Here is a 21,509-nt window from a genome sequence, read left to right as displayed (position 1 = left end):
CGCACAACTGCCATGACGACAGCTACTCGGTAATTGATCGGGATTCCACCCCCGGCCGCTTAATGCCAGCGACCAGCAAAGGCTAGAGAGTCAGGATTCCAGTAACAATCAGACGCGAGTCGACAGGACTTGTAGGTTATTTCTTCAACCTAGGCTTCACCATATCTGGGCCGTAAGGGATATCTGAAACTCTGATCAGACATGGGGCTGGTAACGCAGAGCCGTTCAACCTCTACCAAATCCCATGGAACCTCCCCCCCAACCATTCTGGTCTAGTCTGAAGTTATGACCGGACCTGGGCCAGGGACGTGCAATTGAGTGTCCGGGCCGGATCACCATTGGAGTCCTTGGGAGGTGCCCTCATGAGCCTGCTGCTCGAGCCTTACACCCTGCGTCAGCTGACCCTGCCCAACCGCATCGCCGTTTCGCCGATGTGCCAGTATTCCGCCGTCGATGGCCTGGCCAACGATTGGCACCTCGTCCATTTAGGCAGCCGCGCCGTGGGTGGCGCTGGCCTGGTAATCACTGAAGCCGTGGCGGTGACCGCCGATGGCCGCATCACCGCTGAAGACCTCGGCCTATGGGACGACGCTCAGATCGCCCCGCTGCAACGCATCACCCGTTTCATCACCGCCCAGGGGAGCGTGCCCGGCATCCAGCTGGCTCACGCCGGGCGCAAGGCCAGCACCTATCGCCCGTGGCTGGGCAAGCAAGGCAGCGTCAAGCTCGAAGAGGGCGGCTGGCAGCCGGTAGGGCCGTCGAAAATCGCCTTCGACCCGCAGCACACCGCGCCGCGGGAATTGAACAAGGATGAAATCGAGCAGGTGATCGCCGCCTTCGTCGCCTCCACCGAGCGCGCCCTGAAGGCCGGTTTCAAAGTGGTCGAGATCCACGCCGCCCACGGCTACCTGTTGCACCAGTTCCTGTCGCCGCTGAGCAACCAGCGTCGCGACGAGTACGGCAGTTGCTTCGAAAACCGCATCCGCCTGACCCTGGAGGTGGTCGAGGCCGTGCGCAAGGTCTGGCCTGCCGAGTTACCGCTGTTCGTGCGGGTATCGGCGACCGACTGGGTCGAGGACGGCTGGAACCCGGATGAAACCGTCGAACTGGCCCGCCGCCTGCGTGGTTTGGGCGTCGACCTGATCGACGTGTCCTCCGGCGGCACCTCGGTCAACGCCGAAATCCCCACCGGCCCGGGCTACCAGACACGCTTCGCCGAGCGTGTGCGCAAGGAATCGGAAATCGCCACCGGCACCGTGGGCATGATCACCGAACCGGCCCAGGCCGAGCACATTCTGCGCACCGGCCAGGCCGACATCATCTTCCTCGCCCGCGAACTGCTGCGCGACCCGTACTGGCCGCTGCATGCCGACGACGACCTGGGCGGCAACAAAGCTACCTGGCCTGCGCAATACCAGCGTGCCACCAGCCGGGCCAACCCGATTCACGAGTCGGACCTGCGGGATTGACCTGACCCAAGCATTACGCGGTCGTTGTAGGAGCGGCCTTGTGTCGCGAAAGGGCTGCGAAGCGGCCCCAGGTTTCCAGCTCCGCCGCTGATATTACCGGGGCCGCTTTGCGGCCCTTTCGCGACACAAGGCCGCTCCTACACAGTATTGCACCGCCTTTGAATGCGATGCGGTATCTGTGGGAGCGGGCATGCCCGCGAAGAAGGCGACTCGGTGTATGGCACCGGCTTTGCCGGTGTTCGCGGGTGAACCCGCTCCCACAGAGGTCGCGCAAAATCAGGCGTTGATACTTGCTCCTGTTCTATTGGCTACTTTGCAGGAAAGCTCCTGGGCTGAGGTGCCAGTCTCAACCCAGGCTTTACCCTCAATGCTTGATCATCACATGCCGCACACAGGTGTAGTCCTCCAGCCCATACATCGACATGTCCTTGCCATACCCCGAATGCTTCTGCCCGCCATGGGGCATTTCGCTGACCAGCATGAAGTGGGTGTTCACCCACGTGCAGCCATACTGCAGGCGCGCCGCCAGGCGGTGGGCGCGGCCGGTGTCGCGGGTCCAGACCGATGAGGCCAGGCCGTAGTTGGAGTCGTTGGCCCATTCCAGTGCCTGCGCTTCGTCGTTGAAGCGGGTCACCGACACTACCGGGCCGAACACTTCGTTACGCACGATTTCGTCGTCCTGCAGGGTGTCGGCCAGCACGGTCGGTTCGAAGAAGAAACCGTCGCCATCAATCGCCTTGCCACCGGTAATCAGGCGAATGTGCGGCTGGTCGATGGCCCGTTGCACCAGCCCTGCGACCTTGTCGCGGTGCTGGGCACTGATCAGTGGCCCCAGTTCGGTGTCCTCGGCTTCCTGCAGGCCTGGCTTTAGGCTGGCCACTGCGGCCCCCAGGCGTTCGACGAAACGATCATAGATGCCATCTTGCACGTACAGCCGACAGGCGGCGGTGCAGTCCTGGCCGGCGTTGTAGAAGCCGAAGGTACGGATGCCGTCGATGGCAGCATCGATGTCGGCATCGTCGAACACCAGCACCGGGGCCTTGCCGCCCAGTTCCATGTGCATGCGTTTCACGCTGTCGGCAGTGGCGCTGATGATGTGAGCGCCGGTGGGGATCGAGCCAGTCAGCGACACCATGCGCACCTTGGGGTGGTTGACCAGCGGGTTGCCGACCGTCTGGCCACGGCCGAAGAGGATGTTCAGCACACCCGGTGGCAGCAGGTCCTGGGCCAGTTCGCCGAGGCGCAGGGCGGTCAGCGGGGTCAGCTCGGAGGGCTTGATCACCACCGTGTTGCCGGCAGCCAGGGCTGGGGCGATCTTCCAAGCCAGCATCATCAACGGGTAGTTCCACGGTGCGATCGAGGCCACCACGCCCAGCGGGTCGCGGCGGATCATCGAAGTATGCCCCGGCAGGTACTCGCCGGCTGCCGAGCCGCCCAGGCAGCGCGCCGCACCGGCGAAGTAGCGGAACACGTCGGCAATTGCCGGGATCTCGTCATTCAGCGCGGCGCTCAGCGGCTTGCCGCAGTTCTGCGATTCCAGTCGGGCCAGTTCATCGCCATGGGCTTCGATAGCGTCGGCCAGCGCCAGCAAGGCTTGCGAGCGTTCCTTGGGGGTGTTTTGCGACCAGCTGTCGAAGGCCTGGTCGGCGGCGCGTACGGCGCTGTCCACCTGGGCCTCGCTGGCTTCGTTGATCTGCGCCAGGGCACTGCCCAGCGCCGGGTTGAGCACGGTCCAGGCCGGGCCTTCGCCAGCGACCAGCTGGCCATTGATCAGCATCTGCGTTTGCATCGGGGACTCCTCCAGGGTCATTTGCCACTGCCCGCGACGCTTTCACCGCCACGGGTCAGGTAATAGGCGCCAAGGATCGGCAGCATGGTCACCAGCATCACCAGCATGGCGACCACGTTGGTCACCGGCACGTCGCGCGGGCGGCTGAGCTGGTTGAGCAGCCAGATCGGCAGGGTGCGTTCGTGGCCGGCAGTGAAGGTGGTGACGATGATTTCGTCGAACGACAGGGCAAAGGCCAGCATGCCACCGGCCAGCAGCGCCGAGCCGAGGTTGGGCAGGATGATGTAGCGGAAGGTCTGCCAGCCATCGGCGCCCAGGTCCATCGAGGCTTCGATCAGGCTCTGCGAAGTACGCCGCAGGCGAGCGATCACGTTGTTGTAGACGATCACCACGCAGAACGTGGCATGGCCGACCACGATGGTGAAAACCCCGGGCTCGATCCCCAAGGTCTTGAACGCCGAAAGCAGGGCGATACCGGTGATGATGCCGGGCAGGGCGATGGGCAGGATCAGCATCAGCGAAATGCTCTCCTTGCCGAAAAAGCTGCGCCGGTACAGCGCCGCCGAGGCCAGCGTGCCGAGCACCAGGGCGATCAGCGTTGCCAGGCAGGCCACTTGCAGTGACAGCTTGATCGCTTCCAGCACATCGGGCCGGGCGAAGGCCACGGCGAACCACTTCAGGGTAAAGCCCTTGGGCGGGAAGCTGAACGCCGCGTCTTCGGTGTTGAAGGCATACAGGAAGATGATCAGGATCGGGAAGTGCAGGAACAGCAACCCGCCCCAGGCAGCCAGGCGCAGCCCGGTCGAGGCTTTTTCAGAGTGCATCGAAGGCCCCCAGTCGCTTGACAATGGACAGGTACACCGCGATCAGCACGATCGGCACCAGGGTGAACGCGGCGGCCATCGGCATGTTGCCGATCGCCCCTTGCTGGGCATAGACCATGCTGCCGATGAAGTAGCCGGGCGGGCCGATCAGCTGCGGCACGATGAAGTCGCCCAGGGTCAGCGAGAAGGTGAAGATCGAGCCGGCGGCAATGCCCGGGATCGACAGCGGCAGTATCACCTGCACGAAGGTTTGCCCGGGCCGGGCGCCGAGGTCTGCCGAGGCTTGCAGCAGCGACGGCGGCAAGCGTTCCAGCGAGGCCTGGATCGGCAGGATCATGAACGGCAGCCAGATGTACACGAACACCATGAAGCGCCCCAGGTGCGAAGTCGACAGCGTGCTGCCGCCCACGCCCGGTACCGTCAGCACTGTTTGCAGCAGGGCATCAAGGTGCAGTTGCTGGACGAACCATTGGGCCACGCCGCCCTTGGCCAGCAGCAGGGTCCAGGCGTAGGTCTTGACGATGTAGCTGGCCCACATCGGCATCATCACCGCGATATAGAAAAACGCCTTGGTCTTGCCGCTGGTGTAGCGCGCCATGTAGTAGGCGATGGGGAAGGCCAGCACCGCGCTGGCCAGCGACACCGCCAGCGCCATGCCCAGGGTGCGCAGGATGATGTCGAAGTTCGACGGGTTGAACAGCGCGGCGAAATTGCCCAGGGTCAGGTCCGGCGTCACCGCCATGGTGAAATCGTCGAAGGTATAGAAGCCCTGCCACAGCAGGTTCAGCAGCGAACCCAGGTAGATCGCGCCGAACCAGGTCAGCGGTGGGACCAGCAGCAGGGCCAGGTACAGGTTGGGGCGCCGGTACAGCAGATTGGACAGGCCGCGCAGTGTGCTCATGTCAGCGGCCCTCGGTTTCCTGCAGCACCGTCATGGCTTCGCGGGGCCAGTGCGCCTGTACCCGTTGCCCGGGTTGCCAGGCCTGTGCCTGCGCCTGCCAGCGGTCGTTGGCCTGGCTCACCGCCAGCAGCTGGCCGCTGTCCAGTTGCAGCTCGTAGCGGGTGGCACTGCCCTGGTACTGGATATCGCGCAGCTGGCCGCTGACCTGGACGTGCTGGCCGGCTGTGGCCGGGTCGCCGAGGCGGATGTGTTCGGGGCGGATGGAGAAGGGCGCCGGGCTGCCATTGAGCAACGTGGCCAGTTCGCCGCGCACAACGTTGGAGGTGCCGACGAATTCGGCGACGAAGGTGGTGGCCGGCTGCATGTACAGGTTGCGCGGGGTGTCGACCTGCTCGATACGGCCGCGGTTGAACACTGCGACGCGATCGGACATCGACAGCGCCTCGGTCTGGTCGTGGGTGACGAAGATGAAGGTGATGCCCAGCTGGCGCTGCAGCTTTTTCAGCTCGCCCTGCATCTGTTCGCGCAACTTAAGGTCCAGCGCGCCAAGCGGCTCGTCCAGCAGCAGTACCCTTGGCCGGTTGACCAGCGCGCGGGCCAGGGCCACGCGCTGGCGCTGGCCCCCGGACAACTGCGCCGGTTTGCGCGCGCCGTAGCCGGCCAGGGCCACCATCGCCAGGGCTTCTTCGGCACGGCTGTGGCGTTCGGCCTTGGCCACGCCTTTTACCTTCAGGCCGTAGGCGATGTTGTCCAGTACGTTCATGTGCGGGAACAGGGCGTAGTCCTGGAATACGGTGTTGACGTCGCGCTGGTAGGGCGGTACGCCCGCAGCCTCGACACCGTGGATGCGGATCGAACCGCTGCTGGGTTGCTCGAAGCCTGCGATCAGGCGCAGGCAGGTGGTCTTGCCCGAACCAGAGGGGCCGAGCATGGAGAAGAATTCGCCATCGATGATGTCGATGCTGACCTGGTCGACGGCCTTGACCTCGCCGAAGGTGCGGGAAACCTGGGTGAACTGGACGGCTAGGGGCATAGGCGGTACTCGGTTGTTCTTGTATTGCCTGTACCGGCCCTAACGCCGGCAAGCCAGCTCCCACAGGTACTGTGCAGGCCTCAAGGCCTATGCGGGCCCTGTGGGAGCCGGCTTGCCGGCGATAGGGCCGGTACAGGTGAAGAAACCCTCAGCGCCCGCCCATGATCGCAATGTAATCCTGGGTCCAGCGGCTATACGGCACGAACTTGCCGCCCTGGGCCTGCGGGGTTTTCCAGAAGGCGATCTTGTCGAAGTTGTCGAAACCGTTGGTCTTGCAGCCCTCGGCCCCCAGCAGCTCGCTGCCGGTGCAGGCCGCCGGCACCGCCGGCAACGAACCGAACCAGGCCGCCACGTCACCCTGTACTTTCGGCTGCAGCGACCAGTCCATCCATTTGTAGGCACAGTTGGGGTGCTTGGCCTCGCTGTGCAGCATGGTGGTGTCGGCCCAGCCGGTCGCGCCTTCCTTGGGAATGGTCGAGGCCACGGGCTGCTTCTCGGCCTTGAGGCCATTGACCATGTAGCCCCAGGAGCTGGAGGCAACCACGCCTTCGTTCTTCACGTCGCTCATCTGCACCGTGGCGTCATGCCAGTAGCGGTGGATCAGCGGTTGCTGCTGGCGCAGCAGCTCCAGCACGGCCTTGTACTGCGCTTCGCTCAGCTCGTACGGGTCCTGGATGCCCAGCTCCGGCTTGGCCGCCTTCAGGTACAACGCCGCATCGGCGATGTAGATCGGCCCATCGTAGGCCTGCACGCGGCCCTTGTTCGGCTTGCCGTCGGGCAGGTTCTGCGGCTCGAACAGCACGCCCCAGCTGGTGGGCGCCTGCTTGAACACGTCGGTGTTGTACAGCAGCACGTTCGGCCCCCATTGGTACGGGGTGCCGTAGACCTGCTTGTCGACCACGTACCAGCCACCGTTCTGCAGCCGTGGGTCGATGTTCTTCCAGTTGGGGATCAAGGCGGTGTTGATCGGCTGTACCCGCTTGCCCGCGATCAGCCGCAGCGAGGCATCGCCCGAGGCGGTGACCAGGTCGTAGCCGCCCTTGGTCATCAGGCTGACCATCTCGTCCGAGGTGGCGGCGGTCTTGACGCTGACCTTGCAGCCGGTTTCCTTCTCGAAGCCGGTCACCCAGTCGTAGGCCTTGTCGCTTTCACCGCGCTCGATGTAGCCGGGCCAGGCGACGATGTCCAGGCGGCCCTCGCCGGGCCCCAGGGCCTTGGGCGGTTCGGCAGCCTGCAGGCTGGCGCTGGCCAGCACGGCGCAGGCGGTTGCGCCGAGCAATGCGGTCTTGTGCACTGACATGGTGTTCCCTCTTCTTGGAGATTTTGGTCGGGGCAGTCATCAAGCAAGCCGTGAAGCGATCGTCATGAACGTGGTGCGGTTAGCGCGGTATTGGCGATATCGAGTCTAGTTGGCTTTTTGCCAGCCAATGCAACATCCGGAAGCAAATCCCCCCATGGCGATCCGGCGGGCAGGGCTTAACCTGACGGCTCCCTTGGCCAACGTGGAGACCGTTTGATGAATACCCGGGGATTGCTCGATCAGTTGCTCAAGTCCGGCCAGGACTTGCTCGCCAGCCAGGCCGGCAAGGGCAGCTCTGGCAAGCCAGGCGCCAGTGCCGGCGGCCTTGGCAGCCTGCTTTCCGGTGCCGGTGGCGGCGCCCTGGCGGCGGGTGCCATGGGCTTGCTGCTGGGCAACAAGAAGGCCCGAAAATATGGCGGCAAGGCCCTTACCTATGGCGGCCTGGCCGCGCTCGGTGTGCTGGCCTACAAGGCCTACGGCAACTGGCAGGCGCGCCAGCAGGTGGCCGCCACCGAGCCACAGACCGTCGACCGCCTGCCGCCGGCCCAGGCCGAGCTGCACAGCCAGGCGGTACTGCGGGCGCTGGTGGCGGCGGCCAAGTCCGATGGCCATATCGACGAACGCGAGCGTGCGCTGATCGAGGGCGAATTCACCCGCCTGGACAACGACCGCGAGTTGCAGCACTGGCTGCATGCCGAGCTGAACAAGCCGCTGGACCCGGCCGAAGTGGCCCGTGCCGCGCAAACGCCGGAAATGGCCGCCGAGATGTACCTGGCCAGCGTGATGATGGTCGACCAGGAAAACTTCATGGAGCGCGCCTACCTGGACGAACTGGCCCGCCAGCTGCGCCTGGACCCGGCCCTGCGTCAGGAACTGGAAAGCCAGGCAAGGCTTGCCGCCGGCCAGTGATGGGGGCTGCGTTGCAGCCGATCGCCGGCAAGCCGGCTCCCACAGGGATCGCACATGGCTTGCCGGCGATGGGCCGCACAGCGGCCCCAATGGCGTTGGGCACAAATGACCGGTCTGTCGGCAAGGTTACCCGGTTACCCCACATTTCAGCCGCATGAGCACTGGGCGCCTGGGCTATACTTCGGCGATTTTTCCCGCTCGTTGTGAATTCCTGAGGGCTGAATGTGAAGAACTGGACCTTGCGCCAACGGATCCTGGCAAGTTTCGCCGTGATCATCGCCATCATGCTGCTGATGATCGTGGCCGCCTACTCGCGGTTGGTGACCATCGCATCCGCCGAGCAGGCAGTGGGGACCGACAGCATTCCCGGCCTCTACTACAGCTCGATGATCCGCAGTGCCTGGGTCGACAGTTACGTCACCAGCCAGCAGCTGGTGGGGCTGTCCAATCACCGCGAATTCACCTCGGCCGACGCAGAGCTGTTCAAGAGCTTCCAGGACCGCCTGAAAGAGCACATGGACAGCTACCAGGGCACCATTCAGGACGATGACGACCAGGCGCGCTTCGACACCTTCATCCAGATGAAAGATGCCTACCTCAAGATCGTCGACCAGGTGCTGGAAGCCTATCGACAGCGCAACTACGCGGAAGCCCAGCGGCTGATCACCGATGTGCTGACCCCGGCCTGGGTGGACGGTCGCAAGCTCCTGAACGAAGTGATCGAGCACAACCGGGCCTCCGCCGACACCGACACCAACGAGATCGTCGGCGCCGTGAGCACGGCCAAGGGCAGCATGATAGTTTCGCTGCTGCTGGCGATCATCGCCGCCGGTATCTGCGGCCTGTTGCTGATGCGCGCCATCACCGCGCCCATGCAGCGCATTGTCCATGCCCTCGACAAACTGCGCTCGGGCGACCTGAGCATGCGCCTGAGCCTGGACCGCAAGGACGAATTCGGCGCCATCGAAAGCGGCTTCAACGAAATGGCCGAGGCCCTGGCCAACCTGGTGGCCCAGGCCCAGCGTTCGTCGGTGCAGGTGACCACCTCGGTGACCGAAATTGCCGCAACCTCCAAGCAACAGCAGGCCACCGCCACCGAAACGGCCGCCACCACCACCGAAATCGGCGCCACCTCGCGGGAAATCGCCGCCACTTCGCGTGACCTGGTGCGCACCATGACCGAAGTCACCTCGGCCGCCGACCAGGCCTCCAGCCTGGCCGGTTCCGGCCAGCAGGGCCTGGCACGCATGGAAGAAACCATGCACCAGGTGATGGGCGCCGCCGACCTGGTCAACGCCAAGCTGGGCATCCTCAACGAAAAGGCCAGCAACATCACCCAGATGGTGGTGACCATCGTCAAGGTCGCCGACCAGACCAACCTGCTGTCGCTCAACGCTGCCATCGAAGCGGAAAAGGCCGGCGAGTACGGCCGCGGCTTTGCCGTGGTAGCCACCGAAGTGCGCCGCCTGGCCGACCAGACCGCCGTGGCCACCTACGATATCGAGCAGATGGTGCGCGAGATCCAGTCGGCGGTGTCGGCCGGGGTCATGGGCATGGACAAGTTTTCCGAAGAAGTGCGCCGCGGCATGTTCGAGGTGCAGCAGGTGGGCGAACAGCTCAGCCAGATCATTCACCAGGTGCAGGCCCTGGCCCCACGCGTGCTGATGGTCAACGAAGGCATGCAGGCCCAGGCCACCGGTGCCGAGCAGATCAACCAGGCGCTGGCCCAGCTCAGCGATGCCAGCACCCAGACGGTCGAATCGCTGCGCCAGGCCAGTTTCGCCATCGATGAGCTGAGCCAGGTGGCCGCTGGCCTGCGTGGCGGCGTGTCGCGCTTCAAAGTCTGACTGCGATGAACGACTTGCAACCGCGCGCCGCGCGGGCGGTCAACGCCAAGGGGGCGTTGTACCTGCAGTTTCGCATCCGGGAGCAACGCTTTGCCCTGAGCGTGCACGAGGTGATCGAGGTGCTGCCGCGCCAGCCTCTCAAGCCGATCGCCAAGGCGCCTGCCTGGGTCGCAGGCATCCTTGCACACCGGGGCCTGCTGGTACCGGTGGTCGACCTGGCGGCATTGAGCTTCGGCCAGCCGGCGGCGCAGCGCACCAGTACCCGCCTGGTGCTGGTGCACTACCGAGGTGGCCTGCAGCTTGGCCTGATCCTGGAGCAGGCCACCGAAACCCTGCGTTGCCACCCTGACGAGTTCCAGCCGTATGGCGTGGAGAGCGGTGAAGCCCCGTACCTGGGGCCGGTGCGTCAGGACGAGCAGGGCTTGTTGCAGCGCATCGAAGTCAACGATCTGCTGCCCGATGCCGTGCACGAGTTGCTGTACGCGGATGATCCGACAGGGATGCCGACATGAACGAACAGCATTTTTTCCGCTTCCTGCGTGAACGCATCGGCCTGGACGTGGAGTCGGTGGGCGCGCCCATGGTCGAGCGTGCGCTGCGCCAGCGCTGCGTGGCCGTGAACGCTGCGGACCTGGATGATTACTGGCTTCACCTGCAGCAGTCGATGGATGAGCAACAGGCGCTGATCGAAGCGGTCATCGTCCCGGAAACCTGGTTCTTCCGTTACCCCGAGTCCTTCACGGCCTTGGCCAGCCTGGCGCACAAGCGCCTGGCCGAGCTGGCCGGGGCGCGCCCGCTGCGTTTGCTCAGCCTGCCTTGCTCGACCGGCGAGGAACCCTATTCGCTGGCCATGGCCTTGCTCGATGCCGGTATCGCGCCGGGAGCGTTCATGATCGACGGCATGGACATCAGCCCCAGTTCCGTGGCCAAGGCCGGGCAGGCCGTGTACGGGCGCAATGCCTTCCGTGGCAGCGACCTGGCCTTTCGCGAGCGTTACTTCGATGCCCTCGACGAAGGCCACCTCCTGCATGAGCGGGTGCGCGAGCAAGTCAGCCTGCAGGTGGGCAATGTGCTCGACCCGGCGCTGGCCAGCCGCGATGGCCTGTACGACTTCGTGTTCTGCCGCAACCTGCTGATCTATTTCGACGTGTCGACCCAACAACGGGTGTTCGAAGTGCTCAAGCGCTTGTTGCACCCACAGGGTGTGCTGTTCATCGGCCCGGCCGAAGGCAGCTTGCTGGCGCGATTGGGCATGCGCCCGCTGGGGATTGCCCAGTCGTTCGCCTACGTGCGCCAGGAGGGTGGCGGCGCTGCGCTGGCTACGCCCCCGGTCCAGCCCTTGCGGCGCACATCGCCAGTACCGGCCAAGCCAGGCTATCCGTTACCGAGCGCAGCGTCGCCGCGCCCACTGCGGGTGCTGCCCGTGGCCGCCAAGCCAGCGCCGGCGCGCGAGCACAAGCGCGAGGAGGCAAGCGAGCTGCTGGCCAGCATCGCCCGGCTTGCCAATGCCGGCGCCAGCGAGCAGGCCCGTGCCGAATGCCAGCGCTACCTGGGCCAGTTCGCGCCTTCGGCGCAGGTTTACTACTGGCTGGGGCTGCTCAGCGATACCGAAGGCGATGCGCAGCAGGCACTGACCCACTATCGCAAAGCCCTGTACCTGGAACCGCAGCACCCCGAGGCGCTGGTGCACCTGGCGGCCTTGCTGGCGGCCCAGGGTGACCTGGCCGGTGCCCGGCGCCTGCAGGAGCGCGCCGCACGGGTTGGCAGGGAGTCTGAACGATGAAGGAATCCGCGATGCAGTTGCTCGCCGAGGATGACGCGCACATCGACGACTGCTGGAACCGCATTGGCGTGCACGGCGACAAGCAGTGCCCGCTGCTGGAACGTCACGTTCACTGCCGCAACTGCGAGGTATATGCCGCAGCGGCCACACGCCTGCTCGACCGCTACGCGCTGATGCAGGACCACCAGGCTGCCGTGGCGCCACCGGTCGAGGAAAACACCGGCCGCTCCATGCTGCTGTTCCGCCTGGGCGAAGAGTGGCTGGCGCTGGCCACCGCCTGCCTGGCCGAAATTGCCCCGCTGCAGGCGGTGCATTCGCTGCCGCACCAGCGCTCGCGGGTGTTGCAGGGGGTGGCCAACGTGCGCGGTGCGCTGGTGCCGTGCCTGTCACTGGCCGACCTGCTGGGTGTGCAGGCCAGCGCTGCCGAGCAACGTGGCGGCCGGGCGATGCCACGCATGCTGATCCTGGCTGCGGATGGCGGGCCGGTGGTGATGGCGGTCGAGGAAATCGACGGCATTCACCGGCTCGACCCGCTGCTGCTGGGCAGCGGCCAGGACGCCTCCCACTTCACCGCAGCGGTCCTGCAATGGCGTGGCCGCAGCGTGCGGGTGCTGGACGATCAACACTTACTGTCTGCCGTGCAGCGGAGCCTGTCATGACCCCAGAGCAAATGCGCGACGCATCGTTGCTCGAACTGTTCAGCCTGGAGGCCGAGGCGCAGACCCAGGTGCTCAGCGTCGGCCTGATGGCGCTGGAGCGTAATCCCACGCAGGCCGACCAGCTCGAGGCTTGCATGCGCGCGGCCCATTCGCTGAAGGGCGCGGCGCGGATTGTCGGGGTGGACGCTGGCGTCAGCGTCGCCCACGTCATGGAGGACTGCCTGGTGGCCGCCCAGGAGGGCCGCCTGCGGCTGAGCGCCGAGCATATCGATGCCCTGTTGCAAGGCACCGACCTGTTGATGCGCATCGCCACGCCTGGCGATGCCGGGGCGCAGGCGACCCTGCCGGTGTTCCTTGCGCAAATGGCCAACCTGCTCGACCCGGGGGCGGCAGCCGTGCCCCCCGCGCCACCAGCCGTGCCAGCGCTGCCGGAAGCGCCGGTGCAAACCGTGCAAGCCGAACCTTTGCCGCTGCCTGTCGAACCCTTGGAGCCTGAGACCGAGCCCGAGCTGGCCCCACGTCGCAAGGCCGGCAAGCGCACCGGCGAAGGTACAGAGCGGGTGCTGCGGGTCACCGCCGACCGCCTCAACAGCCTGCTCGACCTGTCCAGCAAGTCGCTGGTGGAAACCCAGCGGCTCAAGCCTTACCTGGCCACCCTGCAGCGCCTCAAGCGCATGCACGGCCAGGGCATGCAGGCGCTTGATGGCCTGCGCATGCAACTGGAGGACAGTGGCCAGAGCAGCGAGGTGCTCGAAGCCCTGGCACAGACCCAGCGCCTGCTGGCGGAAACCCAGCAGATCCTGCAGCAGCAGGCTGCCGATCTGGACGAGTTCGGCTGGCAGGCCAGCCAGCGCGCACAACTGCTGTACGACACCGCGCTGGCCTGCCGGATGCGGCCGTTTGCCGATGTGCTGACCGGCCAGAGCCGCATGGTGCGCGACCTTGGGCGGTCGCTGGGCAAGCCGGTGCGGCTGTTGGTGGAAGGGGACAAGACCCAGGTCGACCGCGATGTGCTGGAAAAGCTCGAAGCACCGCTGACCCACCTGTTGCGCAATGCGGTCGACCACGGCATCGAGCTGCCCGAGCGGCGCCTGCTGGCGGGCAAGGCGGAGGAGGGGGTGATCCGCCTGCGGGCCTCGCACCAGGCCGGAATGCTCAGCCTGGAACTGATCGACGACGGTGCCGGCATCGACCTCGAGCGCCTGCGCAGCAGCATTGTCGGGCGTGCCCTGTCGCCCGCCGACACGGTGGCGCGGATGAGCGAGCAAGAGTTGCTGACGTTCCTGTTCTTGCCCGGTTTCAGCCTGCGCGACAAGGTCACCGAGGTGTCCGGGCGCGGCGTGGGCCTGGATGCGGTGCAGCACATGATCCGTGAACTGCGCGGTTCTATCGAGCTGACCCAGCTGGCCGGGCAGGGCTGCCGTTTTCACCTGCAGGTGCCACTGACCCTGTCGGTGGTGCGCAGCCTGGTGGTCGAGGTGGGCGGCGAGGCCTATGCCTTCCCGCTCGCTCATATCGAACGCACACTGGAAGTGAGCGCCGAAGAGATCGTGCAGATCGAGGGGCGTCAGCACTTCTGGCACGAAGGCCGGCACATCGGCCTGGTCGCGGCCAGCCAACTGCTCAACCGCCCGGCCGGGCAAACGCAGGAGAGCAGCCTGCGGGTAGTGGTGATCCGCGAGCGCGAGCAACTGTACGGCGTGGCCGTGGAGCGGCTGGTGGGCGAGCGGGTGCTGGTGGTGATGCCGCTCGACCCACGGCTGGGCAAGGTGCAGGACATTTCTTCCGGCGCCTTGCTCGACGATGGCTCGGTGGTGCTGATCGTCGATGTCGAGGACCTGCTGCGCTCGGTGGAGAAACTGCTCAGCACCGGCAGCCTGGAACGCATCGAACGCGGCAGCAGCGGCGCCCGTGGCGTGGCGCGCCAGCGCATCCTGGTGGTCGACGATTCGCTGACCGTGCGAGAACTGCAGCGCAAGCTGCTCGGCAACCGTGGCTATGACGTGGCCGTGGCGGTGGACGGCATGGACGGCTGGAACGCCTTGCGTGGCGAGGACTTCGACCTGCTGATCACCGACATCGACATGCCGCGCATGGACGGCATCGAGCTGGTCACCCTGGTGCGCCGCGACCAGCGCCTGCAATCGCTGCCGGTGATGGTGGTGTCCTACAAGGACCGTGAGGAAGACCGACGGCGTGGCCTGGATGCCGGCGCCGACTACTATTTGGCAAAGGCCAGTTTCCATGACGATGCGTTGCTGGATGCTGTGGTTGAGCTGATCGGAGGTGCTCAGGGATGAAGATCGCCATCGTCAACGACATGCCCATGGCCGTGGAGGCGCTGCGCCGGGCGGTCGCCCTGGAGCCGGCGCACGAGGTGGTATGGGTGGCCAGCAATGGCGCCGAGGCGGTGCAGCGCTGCACCGAGCAGCAGCCAGACCTGATCCTCATGGACCTGATCATGCCGGTCATGGATGGCGTCGAGGCCACCCGGCGGATCATGGCCGAAACCCCATGCGCCATCGTCATCGTCACAGTCGACCGCAAGCAGAACGTGCACCGGGTGTTCGAGGCCATGGGCTACGGCGCCCTCGACGTGGTAGACACGCCGGCGCTGGGCGCGGGCGATCCCCGTGAAGCGGCGGCGCCACTGCTGCGCAAAATCCTCAATATCGGCTGGCTGATCGGCCAGCAACGTTCGCCTGCCGCCCGCCCGGTGGCCACGCCGCTGCGCGAGGCTTCCCAGCGCCGCGGCCTGGTGGCGATCGGCTCGTCGGCAGGTGGCCCGGCGGCGCTGGAAGTGTTGCTGCAGGGCCTGCCGGCGGCGTTTCCGGCGGCCATCGTGCTGGTCCAGCATGTGGACCAGGTGTTTGCCGCGGGCATGGCCGAATGGCTCAGCAGCGCTGCCGGGCTGCCGGTGCGCCTGGCCCGTGAAGGCGAGCCGCCGCAGCCGGGGCAGGTTTTGCTGGCAGGCACCAATCACCACATCCGCCTGCTACAGAACGGCCAACTGGCCTACACTGCCGAACCTGTCAATGAAATTTACCGGCCCTCGATCGATGTGTTCTTCGAGAGTGTGGCGCGCTATTGGACCGGCGATGCGGTGGGCGTGTTGCTTACCGGCATGGGCCGCGATGGTGCCCAGGGCCTGAAGCTGATGCGCCAGCAGGGCTTCCTGACCATTGCCCAGGACCAGGCCAGCAGTGCGGTGTACGGGATGCCCAAGGCCGCTGCGGCCATCGATGCCGCAGTGGAAATCCGCCCGCTGGAACGCATAGCCGGGCGCTTGATGGAATTTTTCGCAAAATGACGAAGTGTATTGAATCACGCCGCCAGGCCGGCAGTGATCGGGTGAACAGGTATGAATGATTTACCGATCGAAGGTTTCACGACCCCCAACGAGAACTCGGCGATGGTGCTGCTGGTCGACGACCAGGCCATGATCGGCGAGGCGGTGCGGCGTGGCCTGGCCCATGAAGAGAACATCGACTTCCACTTCTGCGCCGACCCGCACCAGGCGGTGGCCCAGGCCGTGCGCATCAAGCCCACGGTGATCCTGCAGGACCTGATCATGCCTGGCCTGGACGGGCTGACCCTGGTGCGTGAATACCGCAACAACCCGGCGACCCAGGACATCCCGATCATCGTCCTGTCGACCAAGGAAGACCCGCTGGTCAAGAGCGCAGCCTTTGCTGCCGGGGCCAATGATTACCTGGTCAAGCTGCCGGATACCATCGAGCTGGTGGCGCGCATCCGCTATCACTCGCGTTCCTACCTGACCCTGTTGCAGCGCGACGAGGCCTACCGCGCCCTGCGCGTCAGCCAGCAGCAACTGCTCGATACCAACCTGATGCTGCAGCGGCTGATGAACTCCGATGGCCTGACCGGGTTGTCCAACCGCCGCCACTTCGACGAGTACCTGGAACTGGAGTGGCGCCGGGCCATGCGTGAGCAGCAGCAGTTGTCGCTGCTGATGATCGACGTGGACTACTTCAAGGCCTACAACGACAGCTTTGGCCACCTGGCCGGTGACGAGGCCTTGCGCCAGGTGGCCGAGGCGATCCGCGGCTCGTGCTCGCGGCCGACCGACCTGCCGGCGCGCTATGGTGGCGAGGAATTCGTCCTGGTATTGCCCAACACCACGCCGGGCGGGGCACGCCTAGTGGCCGAGAAGCTGCGCCAGACCGTGCTCGGCCTGGGCATCCCGCACACCGCGCCGGTGCCCGACTCGTATCTGACCGTGAGCATTGGCCTGGCCACCCAGACTCCGCCCATCGGCAGCCATAGCCGGCAACTGATCTCGGCTGCGGACAAAGGCCTGTACCAGGCCAAGAATGGCGGGCGCAACCAGGTTGGTATCGCCTGACAGGGCCTCATCGCCGGCAAGCCAGCTCCCACAGGTACAGCGTATGCCTGAGACCTGCGCTGTACCTGTGGGAGCTGGCTTGCCGGCGATAGGCCGGGGCAGGCGTTCACCTCATTCTGCCGACACCACTTCTACCGCCCGGCGGGTCTGCCGCCCTGCGGCGGACTCGGTTATACTCGCAGGCTTTTCACCGAATTCGTGCGAGTAGCCAGCCCATGGAAATCCAACCGATCCTGAACACCATCAAGGACCTCACCGAGCGTTCCCAGTCCATTCGGGGGTATCTTTGACTACGATCACAAGCATGACCGCCTGATCGAAGTCAACCGCGAGCTGGAAGACCCCAACGTCTGGAACAAGCCCGAGTACGCCCAGGCCCTGGGCCGCGAGCGTGCCATGCTGGCACAGGTCGTCGAGACCCTGGACAAGCTGTCCGGTGGCCTGGCCGACTGCCAGGACCTGCTCGACATGGCCGTCGAGGAAAATGACGAAGGCGCCGTCGGCGACGTCGTGACCGAACTGGAAGGCCTGGAAGAAAAACTGGCCCAGCTCGAGTTCCGTCGCATGTTCAGCGGCGAGATGGACATGAACAACGCCTACCTGGACATCCAGGCCGGCTCCGGTGGTACCGAGGCGCAGGACTGGGCCAACATCCTGCTGCGCATGTACCTGCGCTGGGCCGACAAGCGTGGTTTCGATGCCACCATCATCGAGCTTTCCGAAGGTGAAGTCGCAGGCATCAAGGGCGCCACCGTGCATATCAAGGGCGAGTACGCCTTCGGCTGGCTGCGCACCGAGATCGGCGTGCACCGCCTGGTACGCAAGAGCCCGTTCGACTCCGGTGCCCGTCGCCACACCTCGTTCTCGGCGGTGTTCGTGTCGCCCGAGATCGACGACAAGGTCGAGATCGAGATCAACCCGGCCGACCTGCGTATCGACACCTACCGTTCCTCCGGTGCCGGTGGTCAGCACGTGAACACCACCGACTCGGCGGTGCGTATTACCCACGTACCGACCAACACCGTGGTGGCCTGCCAGAACGAACGCTCCCAGCACGCCAACAAGGACACCGCCATGAAAATGCTGCGGGCCAAGTTGTACGAGCTGGAAATGCAGAAGCGCAATGCCGCCTCGCAGGCGCTGGAAGACAGCAAGTCGGATATCGGCTGGGGCCACCAGATCCGCTCCTACGTGCTGGATGACTCGCGTATCAAGGACCTGCGTACCGGTGTCGAGCGCAGCGACTGCCAGAAGGTGCTGGACGGCGACCTCGACCAGTACCTGGAAGCGAGCCTCAAGCAGGGGCTGTAAACCGCACACAACCGCCGCGGTACCTGGCCTGGGGCCGGTATCGCGTGCCCTGCCCGAAAGGGGCACCGAACACCTGATGGAAAGAATGACGAAATGAGCGACCTCAAGACCGAAGCGCAAGACCTGCAACAGGAAGAAAACGCCCTGATCGCCCTGCGCAAGGAAAAGCTTGCCGCCGAGCGCGCCAAGGGCAATGCCTTCCCCAATGACTTCCGTCGCGACAGCTACTGCAACGACCTGCAGAAGCAGTATGCGGACAAGACCAAGGAAGAACTGGAAGCTGCAGCGATTCCGGTCAAGGTTGCCGGCCGCATCATGCTCAACCGCGGCTCGTTCATGGTCATTCAGGACATGACCGGCCGTATCCAGGTCTACGTCAACCGCAAGACCCTGCCGGAAGAAACCCTGGCCGCGGTCAAGACCTGGGACCTGGGCGACATCATCAGCGCCGAAGGCACCCTGGCCCGTTCCGGCAAGGGCGACCTGTACGTCGAAATGACCAACGTGCGCCTGCTGACCAAGTCGCTGCGCCCGCTGCCCGACAAGCACCACGGCCTGACCGACACCGAGCAGCGCTACCGCCAGCGTTACGTCGACCTGATGGTCAATGAAGAAACCCGCCACACCTTCCGTGTGCGTTCGCAGGTGATCTCGCACATCCGCAAGTTCCTCATCGAGCGCGACTTCCTCGAAGTCGAGACACCGATGCTGCAAACCATCCCGGGCGGCGCTGCGGCCAAGCCGTTCGAAACCCACCACAACGCCCTGGACATGGCCATGTTCCTGCGTATCGCGCCGGAGCTGTACCTCAAGCGCCTGGTGGTTGGTGGCTTCGAGAAGGTGTTCGAGATCAACCGCAACTTCCGTAACGAAGGCGTTTCGACTCGTCACAACCCTGAATTCACCATGCTCGAGTTCTACCAGGCCTACGCCGACTACCGCGACAACATGGACCTCACCGAGGAACTGTTCCGCGAGCTGGCGCAGCTGGTACTTGGCACTACCGACGTGCCGTACGGCGACAAGGTGTTCCACTTCGGCGAGCCGTTCGCCCGCCTGTCGGTATTCGACTCGATCCTCAAGTACAACCCGGAGCTGACCGCTGCCGACCTGCAGGACGTCGACCGTGCCCGCGACATCGCCAAAAAGGCCGGTGCCAAGGTGCTGGGCCACGAAGGCCTGGGCAAGCTGCAGGTGATGATTTTCGAAGAGCTGGTCGAGCACAAGCTGGAGCAGCCGCACTTCATCACCGAGTACCCGTTCGAAGTGTCGCCGCTGGCCCGTCGCAACGATGACAACCCGGCTGTTACCGACCGTTTCGAGCTGTTCATCGGTGGCCGCGAGATCGCCAACGCCTACTCCGAGCTCAACGATGCCGAAGACCAGGCCGAGCGCTTCCTGGCCCAGGTGGCCGAGAAGGACGCCGGTGACGACGAAGCCATGCACTACGACGCCGACTTCGTTCGCGCCCTGGAGTACGGCATGCCGCCGACTGCTGGTGAAGGCATCGGCATCGACCGCCTGGTGATGCTGCTGACCAACTCGCCGTCGATCCGCGACGTGATCCTGTTCCCGCACATGCGTCCGCAGGCCTGAGTGAATTGAACGAGCCGCCTTTCGAGGCGGCTTTTTCTTGCCTGAAGCTTTATGTTGTCAGTACCGGCCCTATCGCCGGCAAGCCAGCTCCCACAGGTACTGCACAAGTCCTGAAGGTTGTGGGACCCCTATGGGTGCCAGCTCCCACAGGTACTGCGCAAGTCCTGAAGATTGTGGGCCCCCTGTGGGAGCTGGCTTGCCGGCGATTGGGCCGGTACAGGCTGCAGATGACTTGAACCATGAGGTACACCCCGTGACACCCGCAATGCCTCACCAGGGCGCCGCCGGCATCGCCACCGCCGTCGCCGAAAGCGTGCAATACCAAGGCCGCAAGACTGCCCGCCAGGGCAGCGAGCAGCGTCGCCAACTGATCCTCGACGCCGCCATGCGCATTGTCGTGCGCGATGGCGTACGCGGTGTGCGCCATCGCGCCGTCGCCGCCGAGGCCGGTGTGCCACTGTCGGCCACTACCTACTACTTCAAGGATATCGAGGACCTGCTCACCGATACCTTTGCCCAGTACGTCGAACGCAGCGCCGCCTACATGGCCAAGCTGTGGGCCAATACCGAGGTGGTGTTGCGCCAGTTGCTGGCCGAGGGTGACGGCAGCCCGCAGGCGCGGGCACGCCTGGCTGACGAGGTAGCGCGCATGACAGCCGACTACGTACAGCGGCAACTGTTGAACCGCCGCGACTTCCTGATGGCCGAGCAGGCCTTCCGCCAGGAGGCGCTGCTGTGCCCGCGCCTGGCTCAACTGGTGTGCGCCCATGAACAGATCCTGCTGCATGGCACCCGCCAATTGCTGCAGGTGGTGGGCTCGCAGCAACCGGAACAGGACGCCCAAATGTTGACGGCGATTATCGAGCAGATGGAATATCAGGGCCTGCTCAAGGATGCGAACGCGCAAGCCGATGGGCAGATGCTCGCTATGCTTAGCCGATACCTGCAGCTGGTGCTGGCATCGGCCTGAGCCGAGACCGACTTTTCAAGGAGAACCTGATGAAAGCCTGGCGTGTGGTGTTGTTGACTTTGTCATTCCTGCTGCTGGGCGGTTGTCTGGTGACCTTCCACGAGCCCTTGCCGAGCAACCAGGCGGCGCCCAAGGCCCTGCTCGGCAAGTGGAGCAGCAAGGACGCATGGGGCGAGCCGCTGAAGCTGGTGATCAGCCGTAGCGGCGGCGATGCCTACAAGGCAGTGGCCACGGCCAAGGGCAAGGCCCCCGAGGAATACGTGTTCACCGTGTCGCGCCACGGCAACCGCTGGTACCTGTCGGCTGGCGTGCCGAAGCGCTTGGGTGGCAACTTCCTGATCGGCGGTTTCGATATCGTCGATGGCAAGGAACTGGTGGTCTACAACCTGGATGTCGAGCAGGTGCAGCAGGCGGTGGACAAGAAGGAGCTGACCGGGCGCAGCACCGAGGTGCCGGAAGACAACGGCGACGGCGTGCTGATCGACAGCCCGTCGGCGCGGGTGCTGGCGTACCTGGACGACCCGGCCAACTCCGACCTGTTCGTTGAAGTGGCGCGGTTCCAGCGCTCCGGCAAATGACCGTGCTGGCTTCTTCGCGGCTAAAGCCGCTCCCACAGGGACCGCACCGGTTTCGAGCCTGATGCAGTACCTGTGGGAGATTCTATGGTTGTGGGCAATGCTTTTTGCCCCCTTTGCTCATGTATTCGCCTTGAGTCTTCATCAAGGCGAATGCAATTCTGGCCAGCTTTCGGG

At 65.0% G+C, this 21,509-nt stretch carries 18 protein-coding genes; 13 read left to right on the top strand and 5 right to left on the bottom strand.

The genetic code is table 11. The features are described 5' to 3' along the window. The first annotated feature begins 362 nt into the window (after positions 1 to 362). Complete coding sequence (locus CAG44_RS05290) at positions 363 to 1,469, top strand: NADH:flavin oxidoreductase/NADH oxidase (protein WP_085691716.1); 1,107 nt, start codon at positions 363 to 365, stop codon at positions 1,467 to 1,469. A 364-nt stretch (positions 1,470 to 1,833) separates the two neighbouring features. Here CAG44_RS05290 and CAG44_RS05285 read toward each other — a convergent pair whose 3' ends face one another. From CAG44_RS05285 to ydcS, 5 genes are all read right to left on the bottom strand, one after another. After that, positions 1,834 to 3,258 (bottom strand): gamma-aminobutyraldehyde dehydrogenase, encoded by a 1,425-nt coding sequence (locus tag CAG44_RS05285; RefSeq protein ID WP_085691715.1) that lies wholly within the window; start codon positions 3,256 to 3,258, stop codon positions 1,834 to 1,836. Positions 3,259 to 3,275: 17 nt separating this feature from the next. Then, on the bottom strand, positions 3,276 to 4,082 hold the full coding sequence (locus CAG44_RS05280; protein ID WP_025337926.1) for an ABC transporter permease: 807 nt from the start codon (positions 4,080 to 4,082) through the stop codon (positions 3,276 to 3,278). Further along, entirely contained in the window at positions 4,072 to 4,983 is a 912-nt protein-coding gene (locus CAG44_RS05275; RefSeq protein ID WP_085691714.1) for an ABC transporter permease, read from the bottom strand. Before CAG44_RS05275 ends, CAG44_RS05280 begins: the two co-directional genes overlap by 11 nt. Position 4,984: 1 nt before the next feature. Further along, on the bottom strand, positions 4,985 to 6,016 hold the full coding sequence (locus tag CAG44_RS05270; RefSeq protein ID WP_075043953.1) for an ABC transporter ATP-binding protein: 1,032 nt from the start codon (positions 6,014 to 6,016) through the stop codon (positions 4,985 to 4,987). A 148-nt stretch (positions 6,017 to 6,164) separates the two neighbouring features. Beyond that, positions 6,165 to 7,316 carry a putative ABC transporter substrate-binding protein YdcS gene (gene ydcS, locus CAG44_RS05265; RefSeq protein ID WP_075043954.1) on the bottom strand — a complete coding sequence of 384 codons (1,152 nt, stop codon included), beginning with the start codon at positions 7,314 to 7,316 and terminating at the stop codon, positions 6,165 to 6,167. Positions 7,317 to 7,532: 216 nt separating this feature from the next. Between ydcS and CAG44_RS05260 the strand changes: the two genes are divergently transcribed. The 12 genes from CAG44_RS05260 to CAG44_RS05210 all read left to right on the top strand — a co-directional run bounded on the left by CAG44_RS05260 (position 7,533) and on the right by CAG44_RS05210 (position 21,335). Beyond that, positions 7,533 to 8,225: a tellurite resistance TerB family protein gene (locus tag CAG44_RS05260; protein ID WP_013971209.1), complete on the top strand. Its 693-nt coding sequence runs from the start codon at positions 7,533 to 7,535 to the stop codon at positions 8,223 to 8,225. A 224-nt stretch (positions 8,226 to 8,449) separates the two neighbouring features. Then, the gene (locus CAG44_RS05255) at positions 8,450 to 10,072 is read left to right on the top strand and encodes a methyl-accepting chemotaxis protein (RefSeq protein ID WP_085691713.1); all 1,623 of its coding nucleotides are present in this window, start codon (positions 8,450 to 8,452) and stop codon (positions 10,070 to 10,072) included. Positions 10,073 to 10,077: 5 nt separating this feature from the next. After that, a complete protein-coding gene (locus CAG44_RS05250; RefSeq protein ID WP_085691712.1) occupies positions 10,078 to 10,584 on the top strand; it encodes a chemotaxis protein CheW in 507 nt (168 codons plus the stop codon). Then, complete coding sequence (locus CAG44_RS05245) at positions 10,581 to 11,855, top strand: protein-glutamate O-methyltransferase CheR (protein ID WP_085691711.1); 1,275 nt, start codon at positions 10,581 to 10,583, stop codon at positions 11,853 to 11,855. The genes CAG44_RS05250 and CAG44_RS05245 overlap by 4 nt, the downstream gene beginning before the upstream one ends. Beyond that, a complete protein-coding gene (locus tag CAG44_RS05240) occupies positions 11,852 to 12,514 on the top strand; it encodes a chemotaxis protein CheW (RefSeq protein WP_084785060.1) in 663 nt (220 codons plus the stop codon). The genes CAG44_RS05245 and CAG44_RS05240 overlap by 4 nt, the downstream gene beginning before the upstream one ends. Then, the gene (locus CAG44_RS05235) at positions 12,511 to 14,814 is read left to right on the top strand and encodes a hybrid sensor histidine kinase/response regulator (RefSeq protein WP_085691710.1); all 2,304 of its coding nucleotides are present in this window, start codon (positions 12,511 to 12,513) and stop codon (positions 14,812 to 14,814) included. The genes CAG44_RS05240 and CAG44_RS05235 overlap by 4 nt, the downstream gene beginning before the upstream one ends. Next, on the top strand, positions 14,811 to 15,824 hold the full coding sequence (gene wspF / locus CAG44_RS05230) for a Wsp signal transduction system protein-glutamate methylesterase WspF (protein WP_025337935.1): 1,014 nt from the start codon (positions 14,811 to 14,813) through the stop codon (positions 15,822 to 15,824). Before CAG44_RS05235 ends, wspF begins: the two co-directional genes overlap by 4 nt. 51 nt (positions 15,825 to 15,875) lie before the next feature. Then, entirely contained in the window at positions 15,876 to 16,880 is a 1,005-nt protein-coding gene (wspR, locus tag CAG44_RS05225; protein ID WP_085587634.1) for a Wsp signal transduction system regulator diguanylate cyclase WspR, read from the top strand. 215 nt (positions 16,881 to 17,095) lie between these two features. Then, positions 17,096 to 18,191 (top strand): peptide chain release factor 2 gene (gene prfB, locus CAG44_RS27605; RefSeq protein ID WP_108480361.1). Its coding sequence is split into 2 segments (ribosomal slippage): positions 17,096 to 17,167 and positions 17,169 to 18,191, totalling 1,095 coding nucleotides; the frame shifts between segments, so codons are not numbered across the junction. 93 nt (positions 18,192 to 18,284) lie between these two features. Then, complete coding sequence (gene lysS / locus CAG44_RS05220; RefSeq protein WP_013971217.1) at positions 18,285 to 19,787, top strand: lysine--tRNA ligase; 1,503 nt, start codon at positions 18,285 to 18,287, stop codon at positions 19,785 to 19,787. A 265-nt stretch (positions 19,788 to 20,052) separates the two neighbouring features. Then, entirely contained in the window at positions 20,053 to 20,757 is a 705-nt protein-coding gene (locus tag CAG44_RS05215; RefSeq protein ID WP_025337938.1) for a TetR/AcrR family transcriptional regulator, read from the top strand. Between the two features lie 29 nt (positions 20,758 to 20,786). Beyond that, positions 20,787 to 21,335, top strand: a complete 549-nt coding sequence (locus CAG44_RS05210; protein ID WP_003258915.1) for a hypothetical protein — start codon at positions 20,787 to 20,789, stop codon at positions 21,333 to 21,335. Positions 21,336 to 21,509 lie beyond the last annotated feature (174 nt).

The organism is Pseudomonas sp. B13(2017) (assembly GCF_002113245.1).
Lineage (GTDB): Bacteria > Pseudomonadota > Gammaproteobacteria > Pseudomonadales > Pseudomonadaceae > Aquipseudomonas > Aquipseudomonas putida_Z.
Note: the sequence above shows the minus strand (reverse complement) of the source record. Positions and strands in the feature narration are given on the sequence as shown.